The organism is Pseudomonas sp. CP4 (assembly GCF_047758505.1).
Lineage (GTDB): Bacteria > Pseudomonadota > Gammaproteobacteria > Pseudomonadales > Pseudomonadaceae > Aquipseudomonas > Aquipseudomonas fluorescens_AO.
Window position 1 is genome coordinate 4,254,649 of record NZ_CP180489.1, and the last position, 16,303, is coordinate 4,270,951.

Annotated in this window: 15 protein-coding genes; 5 read left to right on the forward strand and 10 right to left on the reverse strand. The window is 61.4% G+C overall.

Annotation, left to right across the window (positions count from 1 at the left end; all coding sequences use genetic code 11):
- Positions 1-98 precede the first annotated feature (98 nt).
- The 9 genes from panC to dksA all read right to left on the reverse strand — a co-directional run bounded on the left by panC (position 99) and on the right by dksA (position 10,930).
- Positions 99-959, reverse strand: coding sequence for a pantoate--beta-alanine ligase (gene panC, locus ACMYUN_RS19115; protein ID WP_039761627.1), 861 nt, complete (start codon positions 957-959; stop codon positions 99-101).
- Entirely contained in the window at positions 956-1,756 is an 801-nt protein-coding gene (panB, locus tag ACMYUN_RS19120; protein WP_016773162.1) for a 3-methyl-2-oxobutanoate hydroxymethyltransferase, read from the reverse strand. Before panB ends, panC begins: the two co-directional genes overlap by 4 nt.
- A 435-nt stretch (positions 1,757-2,191) precedes the next feature.
- The gene (gene folK, locus ACMYUN_RS19125) at positions 2,192-2,677 is read right to left on the reverse strand and encodes a 2-amino-4-hydroxy-6-hydroxymethyldihydropteridine diphosphokinase (protein ID WP_415761413.1); all 486 of its coding nucleotides are present in this window, start codon (positions 2,675-2,677) and stop codon (positions 2,192-2,194) included.
- 3 nt (positions 2,678-2,680) lie between these two features.
- Positions 2,681-4,081 carry a polynucleotide adenylyltransferase PcnB gene (locus ACMYUN_RS19130; protein ID WP_415761414.1) on the reverse strand — a complete coding sequence of 467 codons (1,401 nt, stop codon included), beginning with the start codon at positions 4,079-4,081 and terminating at the stop codon, positions 2,681-2,683.
- A 733-nt stretch (positions 4,082-4,814) separates the two neighbouring features.
- Entirely contained in the window at positions 4,815-6,251 is a 1,437-nt protein-coding gene (locus tag ACMYUN_RS19135; protein WP_039761623.1) for a sigma-54-dependent transcriptional regulator, read from the reverse strand.
- Positions 6,252-6,273: 22 nt separating this feature from the next.
- Positions 6,274-9,228 carry a sensor histidine kinase gene (locus ACMYUN_RS19140; protein WP_161806084.1) on the reverse strand — a complete coding sequence of 985 codons (2,955 nt, stop codon included), beginning with the start codon at positions 9,226-9,228 and terminating at the stop codon, positions 6,274-6,276.
- On the reverse strand, positions 9,212-9,388 hold the full coding sequence (locus ACMYUN_RS19145) for a hypothetical protein (protein WP_003176118.1): 177 nt from the start codon (positions 9,386-9,388) through the stop codon (positions 9,212-9,214). Before ACMYUN_RS19145 ends, ACMYUN_RS19140 begins: the two co-directional genes overlap by 17 nt.
- Positions 9,389-9,465: 77 nt before the next feature.
- A complete protein-coding gene (gene gluQRS, locus ACMYUN_RS19150; RefSeq protein ID WP_415761416.1) occupies positions 9,466-10,359 on the reverse strand; it encodes a tRNA glutamyl-Q(34) synthetase GluQRS in 894 nt (297 codons plus the stop codon).
- A gap of 127 nt (positions 10,360-10,486) precedes the next feature.
- Positions 10,487-10,930 carry an RNA polymerase-binding protein DksA gene (dksA, locus tag ACMYUN_RS19155; RefSeq protein WP_016773167.1) on the reverse strand — a complete coding sequence of 148 codons (444 nt, stop codon included), beginning with the start codon at positions 10,928-10,930 and terminating at the stop codon, positions 10,487-10,489.
- Positions 10,931-11,262: 332 nt separating this feature from the next.
- On the opposite strand from dksA, the gene ACMYUN_RS19160 reads away from it, so the two are divergent.
- Positions 11,263-12,432, forward strand: coding sequence for a pyridoxal phosphate-dependent aminotransferase (locus ACMYUN_RS19160; RefSeq protein WP_415761418.1), 1,170 nt, complete (start codon positions 11,263-11,265; stop codon positions 12,430-12,432).
- Positions 12,432-13,145 carry a DNA/RNA nuclease SfsA gene (sfsA, locus tag ACMYUN_RS19165; RefSeq protein ID WP_415761419.1) on the forward strand — a complete coding sequence of 238 codons (714 nt, stop codon included), beginning with the start codon at positions 12,432-12,434 and terminating at the stop codon, positions 13,143-13,145. The genes ACMYUN_RS19160 and sfsA overlap by 1 nt, the downstream gene beginning before the upstream one ends.
- Here sfsA and ACMYUN_RS19170 read toward each other — a convergent pair.
- A complete protein-coding gene (locus ACMYUN_RS19170; protein WP_415761420.1) occupies positions 13,142-13,459 on the reverse strand; it encodes a Rieske (2Fe-2S) protein in 318 nt (105 codons plus the stop codon). The genes sfsA and ACMYUN_RS19170 overlap by 4 nt on opposite strands.
- 165 nt (positions 13,460-13,624) lie before the next feature.
- Between ACMYUN_RS19170 and ACMYUN_RS19175 the strand changes: the two genes are divergently transcribed.
- Genes ACMYUN_RS19175 through ACMYUN_RS19185 form a run of 3 tightly spaced genes read left to right on the forward strand, consistent with a single transcriptional unit; the run spans position 13,625 to position 16,298 of the window.
- Complete coding sequence (locus tag ACMYUN_RS19175) at positions 13,625-14,497, forward strand: heme/hemin ABC transporter substrate-binding protein (protein ID WP_415761422.1); 873 nt, start codon at positions 13,625-13,627, stop codon at positions 14,495-14,497.
- Between the two features lie 50 nt (positions 14,498-14,547).
- Positions 14,548-15,531, forward strand: a complete 984-nt coding sequence (locus ACMYUN_RS19180) for a FecCD family ABC transporter permease (protein WP_164558310.1) — start codon at positions 14,548-14,550, stop codon at positions 15,529-15,531.
- Complete coding sequence (locus ACMYUN_RS19185; protein ID WP_415761423.1) at positions 15,531-16,298, forward strand: heme ABC transporter ATP-binding protein; 768 nt, start codon at positions 15,531-15,533, stop codon at positions 16,296-16,298. The genes ACMYUN_RS19180 and ACMYUN_RS19185 overlap by 1 nt, the downstream gene beginning before the upstream one ends.
- Positions 16,299-16,303: the final 5 nt, after the last annotated feature.

Here is a 16,303-nt window from a genome sequence, read left to right on the forward strand (position 1 = left end):
CGAGCCTGCTCGCGAAGCCGTGGTGTCAGGCAACTTATAAGTCGCTGATACACCGTCTTCGCGAGCAGGCTCGCTCCCACAGGGACATTCGTTGCTGCTTAAATCGGGCTATCGAGATTCAGGTGCAGGTTGTCGATCAACCGCGTGGTGCCGAGGAACGCTGCCGCCAGAATCACCAGATCGCGGTCTTCCGCCGTCGCCGGACGCAAGGTCAGACCATGACGGATTTCCAGATAATCCGGACGCAGACCCGCCGCTTCCAGCACCTGCAACTGTGCAGCGATCAGCGCCGGGTAATCACGCTCACCTTGCTTGATCGCTTCGGCAATGCTGCTCAGCACGCGATACACCACTGGTGCCACGGCGCGCTGGTCTTCATTGAGGAAGCCGTTGCGCGACGACAACGCCAGGCCGTCCGCCGCACGCACGGTCGGCTCGCCGATGATCTGGATCGGCATGTTCAGGTCGTGCACCAGTGCGCGGATCACCGCCAGTTGCTGGTAATCCTTCTGGCCGAAGATCGCCAGATCCGGCTGGACCATGTTGAACAGCTTGCTGACCACCGTCGCCACACCTTCGAAGTGCCCCGGACGGCTCGCGCCACAGAGGCCTTCGGACAATTGCGGCACGCTGACCCGGGTTTGTCCGGCCATGCCGTCCGGGTACATCTCATCGACCGTCGGCGCGAACAGCAGGTCGCAACCGGCTTCGAGAAGTTTTTCCTGATCGGCGGCGAGGGTGCGCGGGTATTTGTCGAGGTCTTCGCCGGCGCCGAATTGCAGCGGATTGACGAAAATACTCGCGACGACGAAATCCACTCGCTGCGTAGCCTTGGTGATCAATGCGACGTGGCCGCTGTGCAGGTTGCCCATGGTCGGCACGAAGCCGATGCGCTTGCCTTCACTGCGCGCGCGGGCGACGGCGGCGCGTAGTTCGCGTACGGTTTTGACGGTGTTCATGCAGAGAATCCGTGTTCGATGCCGGGGAACGTGGTGGCTTTGACTTCGCTGACGTAAGCCTTCAGCGCGGACTGGATGCTGTCCTGACCCTGCATGAAGTTCTTGACGAATTTGGGGACGCGGCCGGTGATCGACAGGCCGAGCATGTCGTGCAATACCAACACCTGACCGTCGGTGGCGTTGCCGGCGCCGATGCCGATCACCGGAATGCCCACGGCCTGGCTGATTTCCGCCGCCAGTTCGCTCGGTACGCACTCGAGCAACAGCATGGCCGCACCGGCCTGCTCCAGCGCGATCGCATCGGCACGCATCTGCCGCGCCTGGTTCTCGTTGCGGCCCTGCACTTTATAGCCGCCGAGAATGTTCACTGCTTGCGGGGTCAGGCCCATGTGCGCACACACCGGCACACCGCGCTCGGCGAGCAAGCGGATCGACTCCGCCAGCCACAGTTGACCTTCGACCTTGACCATGTGCGCACCGGCCTGCATCAGCATGGCGCTGTTGGTCATGGTCTGTTCGAGGGTGGCATTGGCCATGAACGGCAGGTCGGCGAGGATCAGGGCATCACCATTGCCACGCTTGACGCTGGCGACGTGGTAGGCCATTTCCGCCGTGGTCACTGGCAGGGTGCTGTCATGACCCTGCAGAACCATACCGAGGGAGTCGCCGACCAGCAGCACTTCGACACCGGCCTCGTTGCAGGCGTGGGCGAAGGTCGCGTCATAGCAGGTCAGCATGGTGATCTTTTCACCTTTCTGCTTGAGGCTCTGGAGCGTGGTCAGGGTGATGGCTGGCATGTAAAAAATCCTCGTTCAGGCGCTCTGGAAACTGCTGCGAGTCACGCGCGTGATTCTTCATCTACTCAGGCGCACGGTCTTGTGTCGTGCTTTGAAAAGCCTGGATTGCGCCCGTTCATGCCGGGTTGGCGGCAGCGGGACGCCTATAGTCGTGATGAGCCAACCGGAAGTCAATTGCGTGTGTTACCGCATTGTTACGCGGGCGGTGTTACCGCCGTTACTGATGCGATTCAGCGGCGCTGCGGGCCTGATTCGGGGGATTTTTGTCTGACAAAAACTGGAGATGGGCAGGTGACCTGTGGCGAGGGGATTTATCCCCGTTGGGTCGCGGAGCGGCCCCATGTTGTATACAGCTTGGTCAGATTTGGGCCTGCTTCGCAGTCCAACGGGGATAAATCCCCTCGCCACATAACCAAATTTCACAGAAGATTTTTGTCAGGGCTGGGAGAGGCGCTCAAGACCGACGAACGGGCAAGCGGCCAGAAGGTCGGAGAGGGCGCGGCCATCGGTCAGCCGCAGGTCTTGCGGCGCCAGTTCAGCGAGGGGGTAGAGCACAAAGGCCCGCTCCTGAATCTGATAATGCGGGACTTTCAGCCGTGGCTCATCGATCAGGCGATCGCCGAACAGCAGAATATCCAGATCCAGCGTGCGTGGCCCCCAACGCTCCAGACGCTCGCGGCCCTGCTCATTCTCGATTGCCTGCAAGGCGTCGAGCAGCTCTAACGGTGCGAGCGCGCTGTCGAGGGCGACGACGGCGTTGGTGTAACGCGGCTGGCCCGGCAACAGCGAATCGCTTTGATAAAAGGCTGAGACGCCGGAAAGGGTGGTCTGCGGCAATTGCCCCAGCGCCGCAACGGCGCTGCGCAATTGTCCGGCCGGGTCAGCGAGGTTGCTGCCCAGACCGATGTAGATGCGCTCCATGACTTACTCGCCCGTCGCGCTCGAAGCGCCGGCGCGCTTGCGCTTGGAGCCGCCGCTGCGGCGACGTTTGCGTGGCGCGCCGCTGGCATCGTCACCCTTGCCGCTGAGGTTGCGGATCATGTCGCGGCGCTCGCTGTCGTTGGCGTCCTGATAATCGGTCCACCATTCGCCGAGGCCATCGGTCTCCTCGCCGGCGCTTTCACGCAGCAGCAGGAAATCGTAACCGGCACGGAAGCGCGGGTTGTCCAGCAGCAGATCGGCGCGTTTGCCGCTGCGCCGCGGCAGGCGTTCCTGCATGTCCCAGATTTCGCGGATCGGCATGGTGAAGCGCTTCGGAATCGCGATGCGCTGGCACTGTTCGGCGATCAGCTCGTGAGCGGCTTCCTGCATCGCCGGAATCGGCGGCATGCCACGTTCCTGCAGACGCAACACGCGGGCGGGCAGCGCAGGCCAGAGCAGGGCGGCAAAGAGGAACGCCGGGGTTACCGGTTTGTTCTGCTTGATGCGCAGGTCGGTATTGGTCAGTGCTTCGCTGATAAGCGTGTGGGTGTATTCCGGGTTGTATTCCAGCGCCTCGGCACTGGCCGGGAACAGCGGCGCGAACAGCTGCAGATCAACCAGCATTTCAAAGGTGATCGCGCCGTGGCCGGAGAGGAACAGCTTGAGCACTTCTTCGAACAGCCGCGCCGAGGGAATCTCGCGCAGCATCGGCGCCAGTTCGCGGATCGGCTGCACGGTGTGCTTCTCGATCCCGAAATTGAGCTTGGCGGCGAAACGCACGGCCCGCAGCATGCGCACCGGGTCTTCCTGGTAACGCTGCTTCGGGTCGCCGATCAGACGGATCAGGTGATTGCGGATGTCGTGCACGCCATTGGCGTAATCGAGGATGCGCTCGCTGACCGGATCGTAATACAGGGCGTTGATGGTGAAGTCGCGGCGTTGCGCGTCTTCTTCCAGGGTGCCATAGACGTTGTCGCGCAGAATGCGCCCGCTCTCGTTGCGCGAAGACTGGTTGCTGTCTTCCTCGTCTTCGTTGACCGGGTGATTGGCGCGGAAGGTCGCGACTTCAATGATTTCGCGACCGAAATGGATGTGCACCAGCTTGAAGCGGCGGCCGATGATTCGCGCATTGCGGAATTCGGCACGCACCTGCTCGGGGGTGGCGCTGGTGGCGACGTCGAAATCCTTGGGCGTGATGCCCAACAGCATGTCACGCACGCAACCGCCGACCAGATAAGCCTGGTAACCGGCACCTTGCAGGCGTTCGACAATATTCACCGCATAGCGGCTGAACTGCGTTTTCTGCAGCGAATGTTGGCCGCTGTTGAGCACTTCAGGGGTGCTGCGGATGTGTTGCGTACGACGCACGGGAGTTCGGAATGACTGGAACAGCTTCTTCAGCATGGGATGCACTGTTTGAAGGAATGTTCGGCCATACCAAAAGAATGACCGCATGATGGGCGCAGATTCTAGCATTTAGTCGGGGGATGGTGTAGGACGCAGCAGATATGAGCTGCAAGCCGCAAGCTGCAAGGGTCGAACGAGGGAAACAGGGGGGATTTCAGCGGGGGAGAAACTACAAGGGGAGCCGAAGCTCCCCAAGAAGTAGTTGCGTGCTCTTTTTATTATTGATTCGGGCTTCTTGTTTTTGTTGAGTGCCCTCGCCACGAAGTGTTTCCTTCGTGACCCTCCCAATCGGGAGCCAAGAGCAAACGGATTGCTTTGGTCGCTGAATTGCAGTGATCTCTCGATCCAACCAGTACAGGCTCTGTCTTAGGACAGTTTTTGTTGTTCTCGGCCTGGTCGTGGGGCAAGCCCCAAATACAACGCCTCTCCAAAAGAATCAGTTAGCTGCGCCTCTCGCCGTCTTGTTTTTATTGTGCGTGAGTCGATTCGTCTTATTTTTATTGTCTTGTGCATTGCTTGTTATTGTTCTTGTACCAAACATATAGCAGGGTGCGTGCCAACTTTTGCCAGGCCCAGCAAAACAAGGGGTTAGGTCGATATAGCCGTTTTGCAGGGGCGAAAAAAAGCCGGGGTTTCGTTACCGATAACCCCGGCTTCTGTTACGTGAATCGACTGCGGTAACAGTTTTTTCACATTGTCATGCGTTACCCGCGCACGCGGTGGGTAACGCTCAGCTCTCGCTGGCGACCCCGGTCTTGCGCCGTGGAATGCCCAGACGCTGGCGGCGTTCCCACAGACATTTACGGCTGACGCCGAGTTTGCGCGCCAGCTCGGTCTCGGTCATGTGGTCCTGGTGCTCGAGGACGAAGTGCTGGAAATAGTCTTCCAGCGAAAGGTCCTCGGTCGGCTCATGGCTGCTGTTGCTGGCGTTACCGCCGGTTTGCGGCGGCAGACCGATGAACTCGTCGTCTTCCAGATCGCTCAGCTCGATGTCGATGCCCAGCAGGTCGGCCGAAATCTCCGGGCTTTCGCTGAGAATCACCGCGCGCTCAACCGCGTTCTCCAGTTCACGGACGTTACCAGGCCAGGAATAGTGCCGGATCGCCTGTTCGGCATCGGCGGCGAATTTCAGGTCGGTGCGATTGATCCGCGCGCTCTGGCGAGCGAGGAAGGCATTGGCGATTTCGTTGACGTCGGCGCCACGCTCGCGCAGCGGCGGCAGCTTCAGGGCAATCACGTGCAGACGGTAATAAAGGTCTTCACGGAACTGGCCAATTTTCGCCAGGCTCTTCAGATCGCGGTGAGTTGCAGCGATCAGGCGCACGTCGACTTTCTGCGATTGCACAGAACCTACGCGGCGAATCTCGCCCTCCTGCAAGACCCGCAGCAAGCGAGCCTGGGCTTCGAGGGGCAGTTCGCCGATTTCATCGAGGAACAAGGTGCCGCCGTCCGCCGCTTCGACCAGACCGGCACGCCCGGCACTGGCCCCGGTGAACGCGCCTTTCTCGTGGCCGAACAGTTCGGACTCAATGAGGCTTTCCGGAATCGCCGCGCAGTTCACCGAGATCATCGGCGCCTTGGCGCGTTTCGATAGATTGTGCAGGGCGCGGGCCACCAGTTCTTTACCGGTACCGGACTCACCCTGAATCAACACGTTGGAGTCGGTTGGCGCGACCTTGCGGATCTTGCTGTACAGGTCCTGCATCGGTGGGCACGAACCGATGATGCCAATTTCACCATTGCTGTTATCCACAGCGGCTTTGCCGTTGCCAGCGGCAGGCTTGCTCGCCGTGGCTTCGCCGGCAGCCGGCGCCGACTGGCGATCGCGCAGAATCCGCGCAACCGCCTGGAGCATTTCATCGTGGTCGAACGGCTTGGCGATGTAATCGACCGCGCCCATTTTCATCGAGTCGACCGCCGAGCGCAGGCTGGCGTAACTGGTCATGATCAGCACCGGTGTGCCTTGCCCGAGCTTGATCAGCTCGGTGCCCGGAGCGCCCGGCAGGCGCAGGTCGCTGACGATCAGATCGAACGTAGGAATGGTGAAGCGTTCTTGTGCTTCCTGCACTGATCCGGCTTCGCTGACCTGGTACTGGTTGCGTTCCAGCAGGCGGCGCAAGGCGGAGCGGATAATGGTTTCGTCTTCGACGATCAAAATGTGCGGCATTGATTCGATACTCTCGACGGTCTCAGTTCACAGCGGACGTCGCTTCGACATGACGCGGTAAGGTCACCCGAATACGGGTGCCGCGTTGGCTTTGTACATCAGCCGGGCTGTCGATGGTGATTTGTCCATAATGCTCTTCAACGATGGAATAGACCAGTGCAAGGCCCAGACCGGTGCCTTCACCCGGGTCCTTGGTGGTGAAGAAAGGTTCGAACAATCGGTCCATGATGCTCGACGGAATGCCACTGCCTTCGTCTTCGACGATCAGATCGACCGTGTGTTCGCCGGCTTCGCTCTTGACCCGTACCGCACTGTGCGGCGGCGAGGCGTCGCGGGCGTTGGAGAGCAGATTGATCAGAACCTGGGCAAGCCGTTGCGGATCACCTTCGACCCAATGGTCGGGATCGCACAGGTTGTAGAACTGCACTTCGAAATTGCGCCGGTTCAGCGCCAGCAGGCCGATGGCGTCCTGCGCGACTTCGGCCAGACACACTGGTTCGTCGCTGTGCTGATGGCTGCCGGCATGGGCGAAGCTCATCAGCGACTGGACGATGCGCGAAACGCGTTTGGTCTGCTCGAGAATCTGCCCGCTGATTTCCGTCAATTCGCCGTCATCTTCGCGCTCCTCGCGCAGGTTCTGCGCCAGACAGGCGATGCCGGTGATCGGGTTGCCGATTTCGTGGGCCACACCTGCTGCGAGTCGGCCGATGCTGGCCAGCCGTTCGGAATGCACCAGTTTATCTTCGAGCATCTGCGTTTCGGTCAGATCCTCGACCAGTAACACCAGGCCACTGTTACCCGGGGCCAACGGCTCGTCGATTGCCGCTTTGTGCAGGTTCAGCCAGCGAGTCTGACCATCCAGCGCCAGGTGCTGTTTGTGCAAATGCTCGTCGGGCAGATTGATAAAACCTTGCAGCAATTCTTTCCACGGATTGGCGATGGTGCTCAGGCGCGAACCGACCACCCGTTGCGCGGCGATGCCGGTCAGCTCTTCCATGGCCTTGTTCCACATCAGGATCTCCTGATCCTTGGCCAGCGAGCAGACGCCCATCGGCAGTTCCTGCAAGGTCTGGCGGTGGTAGCGGCGCAGGGCGTCGAGCTCGGCGGCCAGGCCGGTGAGGCGCGAGTGGTAATCCTCGAGACGGCTTTCAATGAAGTGAATGTCTTCGGTGACGTAGTTTTCGCCGCCAGCCTTATAGGGCAGGAAGGTTTCCACCATATCCTGCGCAACGCTCGGGCCCATCAGGCCGGACAGGTTGGCCTCAATGCGGTCGCGCAACCGGCGCAAGGCATACGGCCGACGTTCATCGAAGGGCAGATACAAGTCGCGCAGCGCTTGCTCGACTTCTTTCTGCGCAGCCTTGGCACCCAGCGGCTTGGCCAACTGCGTGGCGAACTCCTGCGGCGAGGCGGCGTGCAGTTCGCGGCGTTGCGGGCGGCGCACGTTATCCACCGCACAGGCTTCGGCGGCGCTGGCTTCTTCCGGGCTGGCGTTGGTAAACAGCGAGATCAAAGTGAACATCAGGACGTTGGCCGCCAGCGAGGCGATGGCTGCCATGTGCCAACTGGTGTCGTCGAGCACGTAGATCATGTTCAACAGCGGGATATAGAAACCCTGCAGATTGCCGACCAGCGGCAGCAGCATGGTCACCACCCAGACCGTGATCCCCGCCAGCAGACCGGCAATGAAGCCACGGCGGTTGGCGGTCGGCCAGTACAGCACCGAGAGCACCCCGGGAAGAAATTGCAGGGTCGCAACAAACGCGACGATGCCGAGGTTGGCCAGATCCTGTTCGACGCCGAGCATCAGGTAGAAGCCGAAGCCGGCCATGATGATCGCCACGATCAGCGCTCGACGGGTCCATTTCAGCCAGCGGTAGATATTGCCCTCGGCCGGCGGCTGATAGAGCGGCAGCACCAGATGGTTCAGCGCCATGCCCGACAAGGCCAGGGTTGTAACGATGATCAGGCCACTGGCGGCCGACAGGCCACCGACGTAGGCGAGCAAGGCCAGCGGTTTGCTGTTGGCGGCAATGCCGATGCCAAGGGTGAAATATTCCGGGTCGGTGGTGGCGCCGAGTTTCAGACCGGCCCAGAGAATCAGCGGTACGGCAAGACTCATCAACAGCAGAAACAACGGCAGGCCCCAACTGGCGCTGACCAGCGAGCGCGGATTGAGGTTTTCGGTAAAGGTCATGTGATACATGTGCGGCATCACGATCGCCGAGGCAAAGAACACCAGCAGCAGCGTGCGCCACGGGCCTTCCTGTAGTGGCGTGTGCAGGGCGGCGAGGGCGGTCTGGTTTTGCAGCAACCACAGTTCGAGCTGTTGCGGGCCGTCGAATACGCCATACAGCGCGTACAGGCCAACGCCGCCGAGAGCGATCAGTTTGATGATCGATTCAAAGGCAATCGCGAACACCAGCCCTTCATGTTTCTCGCGCGTGGCGATGTGCCGGGAACCGAAGAAAATCGTGAACAGGATGATCAGCGCGCAGAACGCCAGCGCCACGCGACTCTGGACACGTTCGCCGGTGAGGATACCGATCGAGTCGGCCACGGCCTGAATCTGCAGGGCCAGCAACGGCAGCACGCCGATCAGCATGAAAATCGTGGTCAGCGCGCCGGCCCAGGTACTGCGAAAGCGGAAGGCAAACAGGTCGGCCAGCGACGACAGTTGATAGGTGCGGGTGATCTTCAGGATCGGATAAAGCAGCACCGGCGCCAGCAGAAACGCGCCGGATACGCCCAGATAACTCGACAGAAAGCCGTAACCGTACTGATAGGCCAGGCCCACCGTGCCGTAGAACGCCCAGGCACTGGCGTAAACCCCCAGCGACAGGGTGTAGGTCAACGGGTGGCGAATGATCGCGCGCGGGATCATGCCCCGTTCGCTGACCCAGGCAACGCCGAACAGCGCCGCCAGGTACGCGGCGCTGATCAGGATCATCTGGGTCAGGCTAAAGCTCATCGGCATCTTTTTGGCTCTGCAGGATGAAGGTCACGACAATCAGGATCAGCCAGAGCAGATAAGGGCGATACCAGGCGCCCGTCGCGTCGATCCACCAATCCATGATGGCGGGGGAGAACAGGTAGATCCCGACGACCAGAAGCAGGACCAAGCGATAGATGTACATCCCGGCCTCTCTTTTTTATGCGCGTGCCCGAAAACGTGCGGCGATGGTAACGGATGGGGGCGCGACTGCAAGTGTCGTCATTGCAGTTGCGCTTCAGGCAAGGTCAGTGTGCGCGGGATCCTGTCGGCATCCCAGTGCGCACAGCCCCAGGCCAGCAGTTCACGCGGCGAAGCGTGAGCCAGTTCGGTGCCGGGGTTCTGCCCCAGTGCGCGCAAGGCCCGCAGCAGCAATGGCGTGGCCTGATCGGCTTCAAGCGGCGGCGAGCGGTAGGACTTGCCGAGTTTGTTGCCGTCCGGCTGGGTGATCAGCGGCAGGTGCAGATAGCGCGGCTGTTTCAGGCCGAGCAGTTCTTGCAGGTACAGCTGACGCGGCGTCGAATCGAGCAGATCGGCGCCACGCACAATGTCGGTGATGCCTTGCCAGGCGTCATCGAGCACCACCGCGAGTTGATAGGCGTAGAGACCATCGCGCCGACGGATGACGAAGTCGCCGACATCGCGGCCCAGGTGCTGGCGGTATTCGCCCTGCACGCGATCAATAAAGTGGTATTCCAGCTCCGGCACGCGCAGGCGGATCGCGGCGTCGTGCTGATCATGCCCGGCATTGCGGCAAAACCCCGGATAAATCCCGTGATAGGGCTCCAGTTGTTTGCGCGAGCAGGTGCAGGCGTAGGCCAGACCATGGTTGAACAGGCTATCGAGCACTTCGGCATAAGCCGCATGTCGATCGCTCTGGCGGACCATTTCGCCGTCCCATTCGAAGCCGTAGCTTTCCAGCGCCTTGAGAATCGCCGCTTGCGCACCGGGCTCCTCGCGCGGCGGGTCGAGATCTTCCATGCGCACCAGCCAGCGTCCACCGACGGAGCGGGCATCAAGGTAGGACGCCAACGCAGCGACCAGCGAACCGAAGTGCAGGTGACCACTGGGCGTGGGGGCGAAGCGGCCGATGTAGGCGGGGGATTTGGCAGTCATGGAGGCGATAAAGGCTATTCAGAATTTGAGCAGGCTCGCTCCCACAGAGGCAGAAGCAGGTTCCGCGGGCAAAAGGCACAAACAAAAACGGAGCGTTCGCACGCTCCGTTTTTCGTTCAGGTCGAGATTACTTGCCGACCTGCTTTTCCTTGATTTCCGCCAGGGTCTTGCAGTCGATGCACAGATCCGCTGTCGGGCGGGCTTCGAGGCGCTTGACGCCGATCTCGATGCCGCAGGACTCGCACCAGCCGTACTCTTCGTCTTCGATCAGTTGCAGGGTCTTGTCGATTTTCTTGATCAGCTTGCGCTCGCGGTCGCGGGCGCGCAGTTCGAGGGCGAACTCTTCTTCCTGGCTGGCACGGTCGGCCGGGTCAGGGAAATTGGCCGCTTCGTCTTTCATGTGATCAACCGTGCGGTCGACTTCCTGCATCAAGTCCAGTTTCCACTTGTTCAGGATCTTGGTGAAGTGCGCGCGCATAGGAGCGCCCATGTACTCTTCACCCGCCTTCGAAACGTAAGGTTCGAAGCCGCTGATCGTGTCTTTCTGTTGTTGCTTTGCTTGGGTGGACATGAAATAGACCGCCTCTACTCTTGTAATCCATTGCGCAGGATTGCTCCATCACCGACACCTGCCGGCCCTGCGGCTGCAAGCGGGCGAACTTACCAGATCAAATCAGCCTGCGCTACTCCCGGATGTCGAGCCCCCGGCGGGTGGCGCTTGCAGATGTCTGACAAGCCGTGTCTGTGGGAATGGAGACCTGTTCAATCACTGATTTTAGTCAATCCTGGAGCGTACGTTCAGATCGTTACAGTCCAGCGTTCTTGAGGCTGTGACCTTCACGGGTTCTCGCTCGTTCCGGCAGACAGGTAGAATCGTCTCTTTTTTCCGTCGAAGGCATTCCAATGGGCCCCTACAGTGCGCGCAGTCGTGCGATCGAACCGTTCCATGTGATGGCGCTGCTGGCGCGGGCCAATGAATTGCAGGCCGAAGGCCACGACGTGATCCATCTGGAAATCGGCGAGCCGGACTTCACCACCGCCGAGCCGATCATTCGCGCCGGACAAGCTGCGTTGACTGCCGGCAAGACCCGTTACACCGCCGCCCGTGGCATTCCCGAACTGCGCGAGGCGATCGCCGGTTTCTACCATTCGCGTTACGGCCTGAATATCGACCCACGGCGGATTCTGATCACGCCGGGGGGCTCCGGCGCGCTGTTGCTGGCCAGTGCCCTGTTGGTCGATCCGGGTAAACACTGGCTGCTCGCCGACCCGGGCTACCCGTGCAATCGGCACTTTCTGCGCCTGGTCGAAGGCGCGGCGCAATTGGTGCCGGTCGGGCCGGAGGTGCGTTATCAACTGACCCCGGATCTGGTCGAGCGGCATTGGGATCACGACAGTGTCGGCGCCCTTGTCGCTTCGCCGGCCAACCCGACAGGCACTTTGCTGACGCGCGATGAACTGGCCGGGTTATCCACAGCGATCAAGGCCAGGCACGGACACTTGGTGGTGGATGAGATCTACCACGGCCTGACCTACGGCACTGATGCCGCCAGTGTGCTGGAAGTCGATGACAGCGCTTTTGTCCTCAACAGTTTCTCCAAGTATTTCGGCATGACCGGTTGGCGCCTGGGTTGGCTGGTGGCGCCAGACGCAGCGGTCAGCGAACTGGAAAAACTCGCGCAGAACCTCTACATCAGCGCGCCGAGCATGGCGCAGTACGCGGCGCTGGCCTGTTTCGAGCCGGCCACCATCGCGATTCTCGAAGAGCGCCGCGCCGAGTTCGCCCGCCGTCGTGACTTCCTCCTGCCAGCGCTGCGTGAACTCGGCTTCAACATCGCCGTTGAACCGGAGGGCGCATTTTATCTCTACGCCAATATCAGCCAATTCGGGGGGGATGCCTTCGCGTTCTGCCGGCATTTCCTCGAAACCGAGCACGTCGCCTTCACGCCGGGACTGGATTTCGGTCGTTATCAGGCCGGCCATCACGTGCGCTTCGCTTACACACAAAACCTCGCACGTTTGCAGGAAGCGGTGGAGCGTATCGCCCGCGGTTTGAAGAGCTGGCAAGGCTGATGCGCTTTTATCCTGCTCTGGAAGAAGCGCGGCTGATTCGCCGGTACAAGCGTTTTCTCGCCGATATCGAGACCGTTGGCGGCGAATTGCTGACCATTCACTGTCCCAACACCGGTTCGATGCTTAATTGCCAGGTCGAGGGCGGGCAGGTCTGGTTCAGTCGCTCCAATGACCCAAAACGCAAATTGCCCGGCACTTGGGAAATTGGCGAAACCCCGCAGGGCCGGCTGTTTTGCGTCAACACCGGGCGCGCCAATGGCTTGGTCGAAGAAGCGCTGCAGGCCGGCGTAATCACCGAGCTGGCTGGGTTTACCGCGTTAAAACGTGAAGTCGCGTACGGGCAGGAGAAAAGCCGCATCGACTTCCGCCTCGAATACCCCAGTGGCCCGGCGTATGTCGAAGTGAAAAGCGTCACGTTGGGCTTCGACGGTACGGCGGTGGCGGCGTTTCCCGATGCGGTGACCCAGCGCGGCGCCAAGCATCTGCGCGAGCTTGCGCATCTGGCGCGCGACGGTATTCGGGCGGTGCAGTTGTACTGCGTGAACCTCACCGGCATCGATGCCGTGCGCCCGGCGGAGGAGATTGATTGGGCTTATGCCGAGGCGCTGCGTGAAGCGGTCGCCTGCGGTGTTGAGGTGTTGGCATATGGCGTGCGCCTGGACCATGAAGAGATGGTCATCGACCGCCGACTCGATGTGCGGCTAAACGGTTAAACGTCGACCCACACGCCTTGTGTATCTTCGCGGCATTCAATGGCCGTGAGCGACTGCCCGGCGCAAGGTCCGGCAACACATTCGCCGTCCTCGATCAGAAACAGTGCGCCGTGGGTCGCGCACTGGATCAGACTGTTGCTCGGGTCGAGAAACTGGTCGGGCTGCCATTCGAGGCCGACGCCACGGTGCGGGCAGCGATTGAGATAGACATAAGCTTGTCCGCCGCGGCGCACGGCGAAGAGCTTTCTCCCATCTATTTCGAAACCGCGACTGCCGGCTTCGGCCAGATCGCCGCCGGCGCAGAGAAACTTCATGGCTATCCTCTAATGTCCGCTCGTGTCGGGATATGTCCGAGCTTGACGTTCAAATGCAAACAATTATCAAATGGCGGCCTTCTCCCACAGTGAGTCTGGCCGTTTGCCGAGGATACTTGGCTCGCTGCGCCGATGCCCGGGAAACCTTGTTCAAGGAAGCTGTGTATGCGCCTGAAAACCCGCGTTGTCGTGCTGTGCGCCGGCCTTTTGCTCTGCCATCAGGCGGCCGCAGCGGATTTACCGCAACGCTGGGTCAGCGCCGGCGGCGCGCTGTCGGAATGGGTCAGCGCACTGGGCGGCGAGTCAAAACTGGTTGGAGTCGACACCACCAGTCAGCATCCCCAATCGTTGCAGGCGCTGCCGAGTATTGGTTATCAGCGCAGTCTGTCGGCGGAAGGCATCTTGAGCCTGCGTCCGGACATTCTGATCGGCACCGAAGAAATGGGCCCGCCGCCGGTTCTGGCGCAAGTCAAAGCGGCCAAGGTCAAGGTCGAGTTGTTTTCAGCCCAGCCTGATCTGCCGACACTGGAAAAAAATGTCACTCATCTGGGCCAGTTGCTCGGCGCGCAAAGCCAGGCGGCGCAGTTGCTGCAGACTTATCAACAGCAACTCCAGGCGCAGAAAGCGCGCGTTGCCCAAGTGCAGACCACGCACAAAGCCCCCGGAGTGTTGCTGTTGCTCGGGCATGCGGGCGGCAAGCCGTTGATCGCCGGCAAGGACACTGCCGCCGATTGGCTGCTGCAACAGGCCGGCGGCCATAACCTAGCAACGCATACCGGCTACAAACCGTTTTCCATGGAATCTCTCGCCAGCCTCGATCCCGAGGTGCTGGTGTTCGCTGATCGTGCGCTAACCGGCGAAGCAGCAAAAGCGGCATTGTTCAAGGAAAACCCCATCCTCAATTCCAGCCGTGCGGCCAAGAGCGGGCGGGTGATGGAGCTGGATCCGACGCTGCTGGTTGGCGGTCTCGGGCCACGGTTGCCGGCTGCGCTGAAAACCCTGACTGACGGCTTCTACCCGGCCAAGGGTGGCCAATGACCACACTGGTCAAACCCCGTGGCTTGTTCATCGGCCTGACATTGCTGTGTCTGCTGGCGATCTGGCTGTCGCTGGCGCTGGGGCCGGTAAGCCTGCCGTTGTTCGATACCTTGCGCGCGGCGCTGCGTCTGATCGGCGTGCCGTTGGCGCCGCAAGGGTTGGAGCAGGCTGAGCTGATTCTCGGCCAGATCCGCCTGCCGCGAACCTTGCTCGGCTTGGCGGTCGGCGGCGTACTGGCGCTGTCCGGGGTGGCGATGCAAGGACTGTTTCGTAATCCGCTGGCCGATCCGGGACTGGTCGGCGTGTCCAGTGGCGCGGCACTTGGCGCGGCGATTGCGATTGTCGGCGGTTCGTTCTTTGGCGGCCTGCCGGAGTGGTTTGGGCCGTATCTGTTGTCGGTGTGTGCGTTTCTTGGCGGGCTCGGGGTGACGGCGCTGGTCTATCGGCTGGGCCGGCGCAACGGTCAGACCCATGTGGCGACCATGTTGTTGGCCGGTATCGCGCTGACGGCGCTGGCCAGTTCGGCGGTCGGTCTGTTCACATATCTGGCCGATGACGCCACGCTGCGCACCCTGACATTCTGGAACCTGGGCAGCCTCAACGGCGCCAGTTACGCGCGACTGTGGCCCTTGCTGATCATCACCATCGGCGTGGCGCTGTGGCTGCCGCGTCGTGCCAAGGCATTGAATGCCTTGTTGCTCGGTGAATCCGAGGCCGGTCATCTGGGCATCGATGTCGAACGACTCAAGCGCGAACTGGTGTTCTGCACCGCGCTGGGTGTCGGCGCGGCGGTGGCGGCGGCCGGCATGATCGGTTTTGTCGGGCTGGTGGTGCCGCATCTGGTGCGCCTGCTGGCCGGCCCCGATCACAAAGTGCTATTGCCAGCTTCGGTCTTGGCGGGTGCGAGCCTGTTGTTGCTCGCCGATCTGGTGGCGCGCCTGGCGCTGGCGCCGGCGGAGTTGCCGATCGGCATTGTCACCGCGTTCATCGGTGCGCCGTTCTTCCTTTATCTGCTGCTGCGAGGGCGTGCTTGATGTTGTCTGCACGCGATCTGCATGTCCGCCGTGGCCGCAAGACTGTGCTCAGCGGGGTCACGCTCGGGCTCGAACCCGGTGAAGTGCTTGGCGTGCTGGGACCGAACGGCGCCGGCAAAAGCACCTTGCTCGGCGCCTTGTGTGGAGAGTTACTCGCCAGTGACGGCAATGTCTCGCTCGATGGTCAGGCGTTAAGTCATTGGAGCGGAACGCAGCGGGCACAACGACTGGCGGTGCTACCGCAGGTGTCGACGCTGGATTTTGCCTTCGCCGTGGAAGAGGTCGTCGGCATGGGCCGTTTGCCGTACCAGACCGGGCGCGTGCGCGACGACGAGATTGTCGCGGCGGCGCTGGCCGCCGCCGACGCCGGGCACCTGAGTGGGCGCAGCTATCTGGCGTTGTCCGGTGGCGAGCGTCAGCGCGTGCATCTGGCGCGGGTGCTGGCGCAACTCTGGCCGGGCCAGGCCGGGCAAACCTTGTTGCTCGACGAACCGACATCGATGCTCGATCCGCTGCATCAGCACACCACCTTGCAGGCGGTTCGCGAGTTCGCCAATCGTGGCGCGGCGGTGCTGGTGATCCTGCATGATCTGAATCTGGCGGCGCGCTATTGTGATCGCGTGCTGTTGCTGGAGCAGGGGCGCCCTGTCGCGCTGGATACTCCGCAGCAAGTGCTGCGTCCGGATACGCTCAAAGCGGTGTTCGGCCTGGAGGTTTTGGTGCAACCGCACCCGGAGCGTGGGCATCCGCTGATCATCGCCCGCTGATCAAT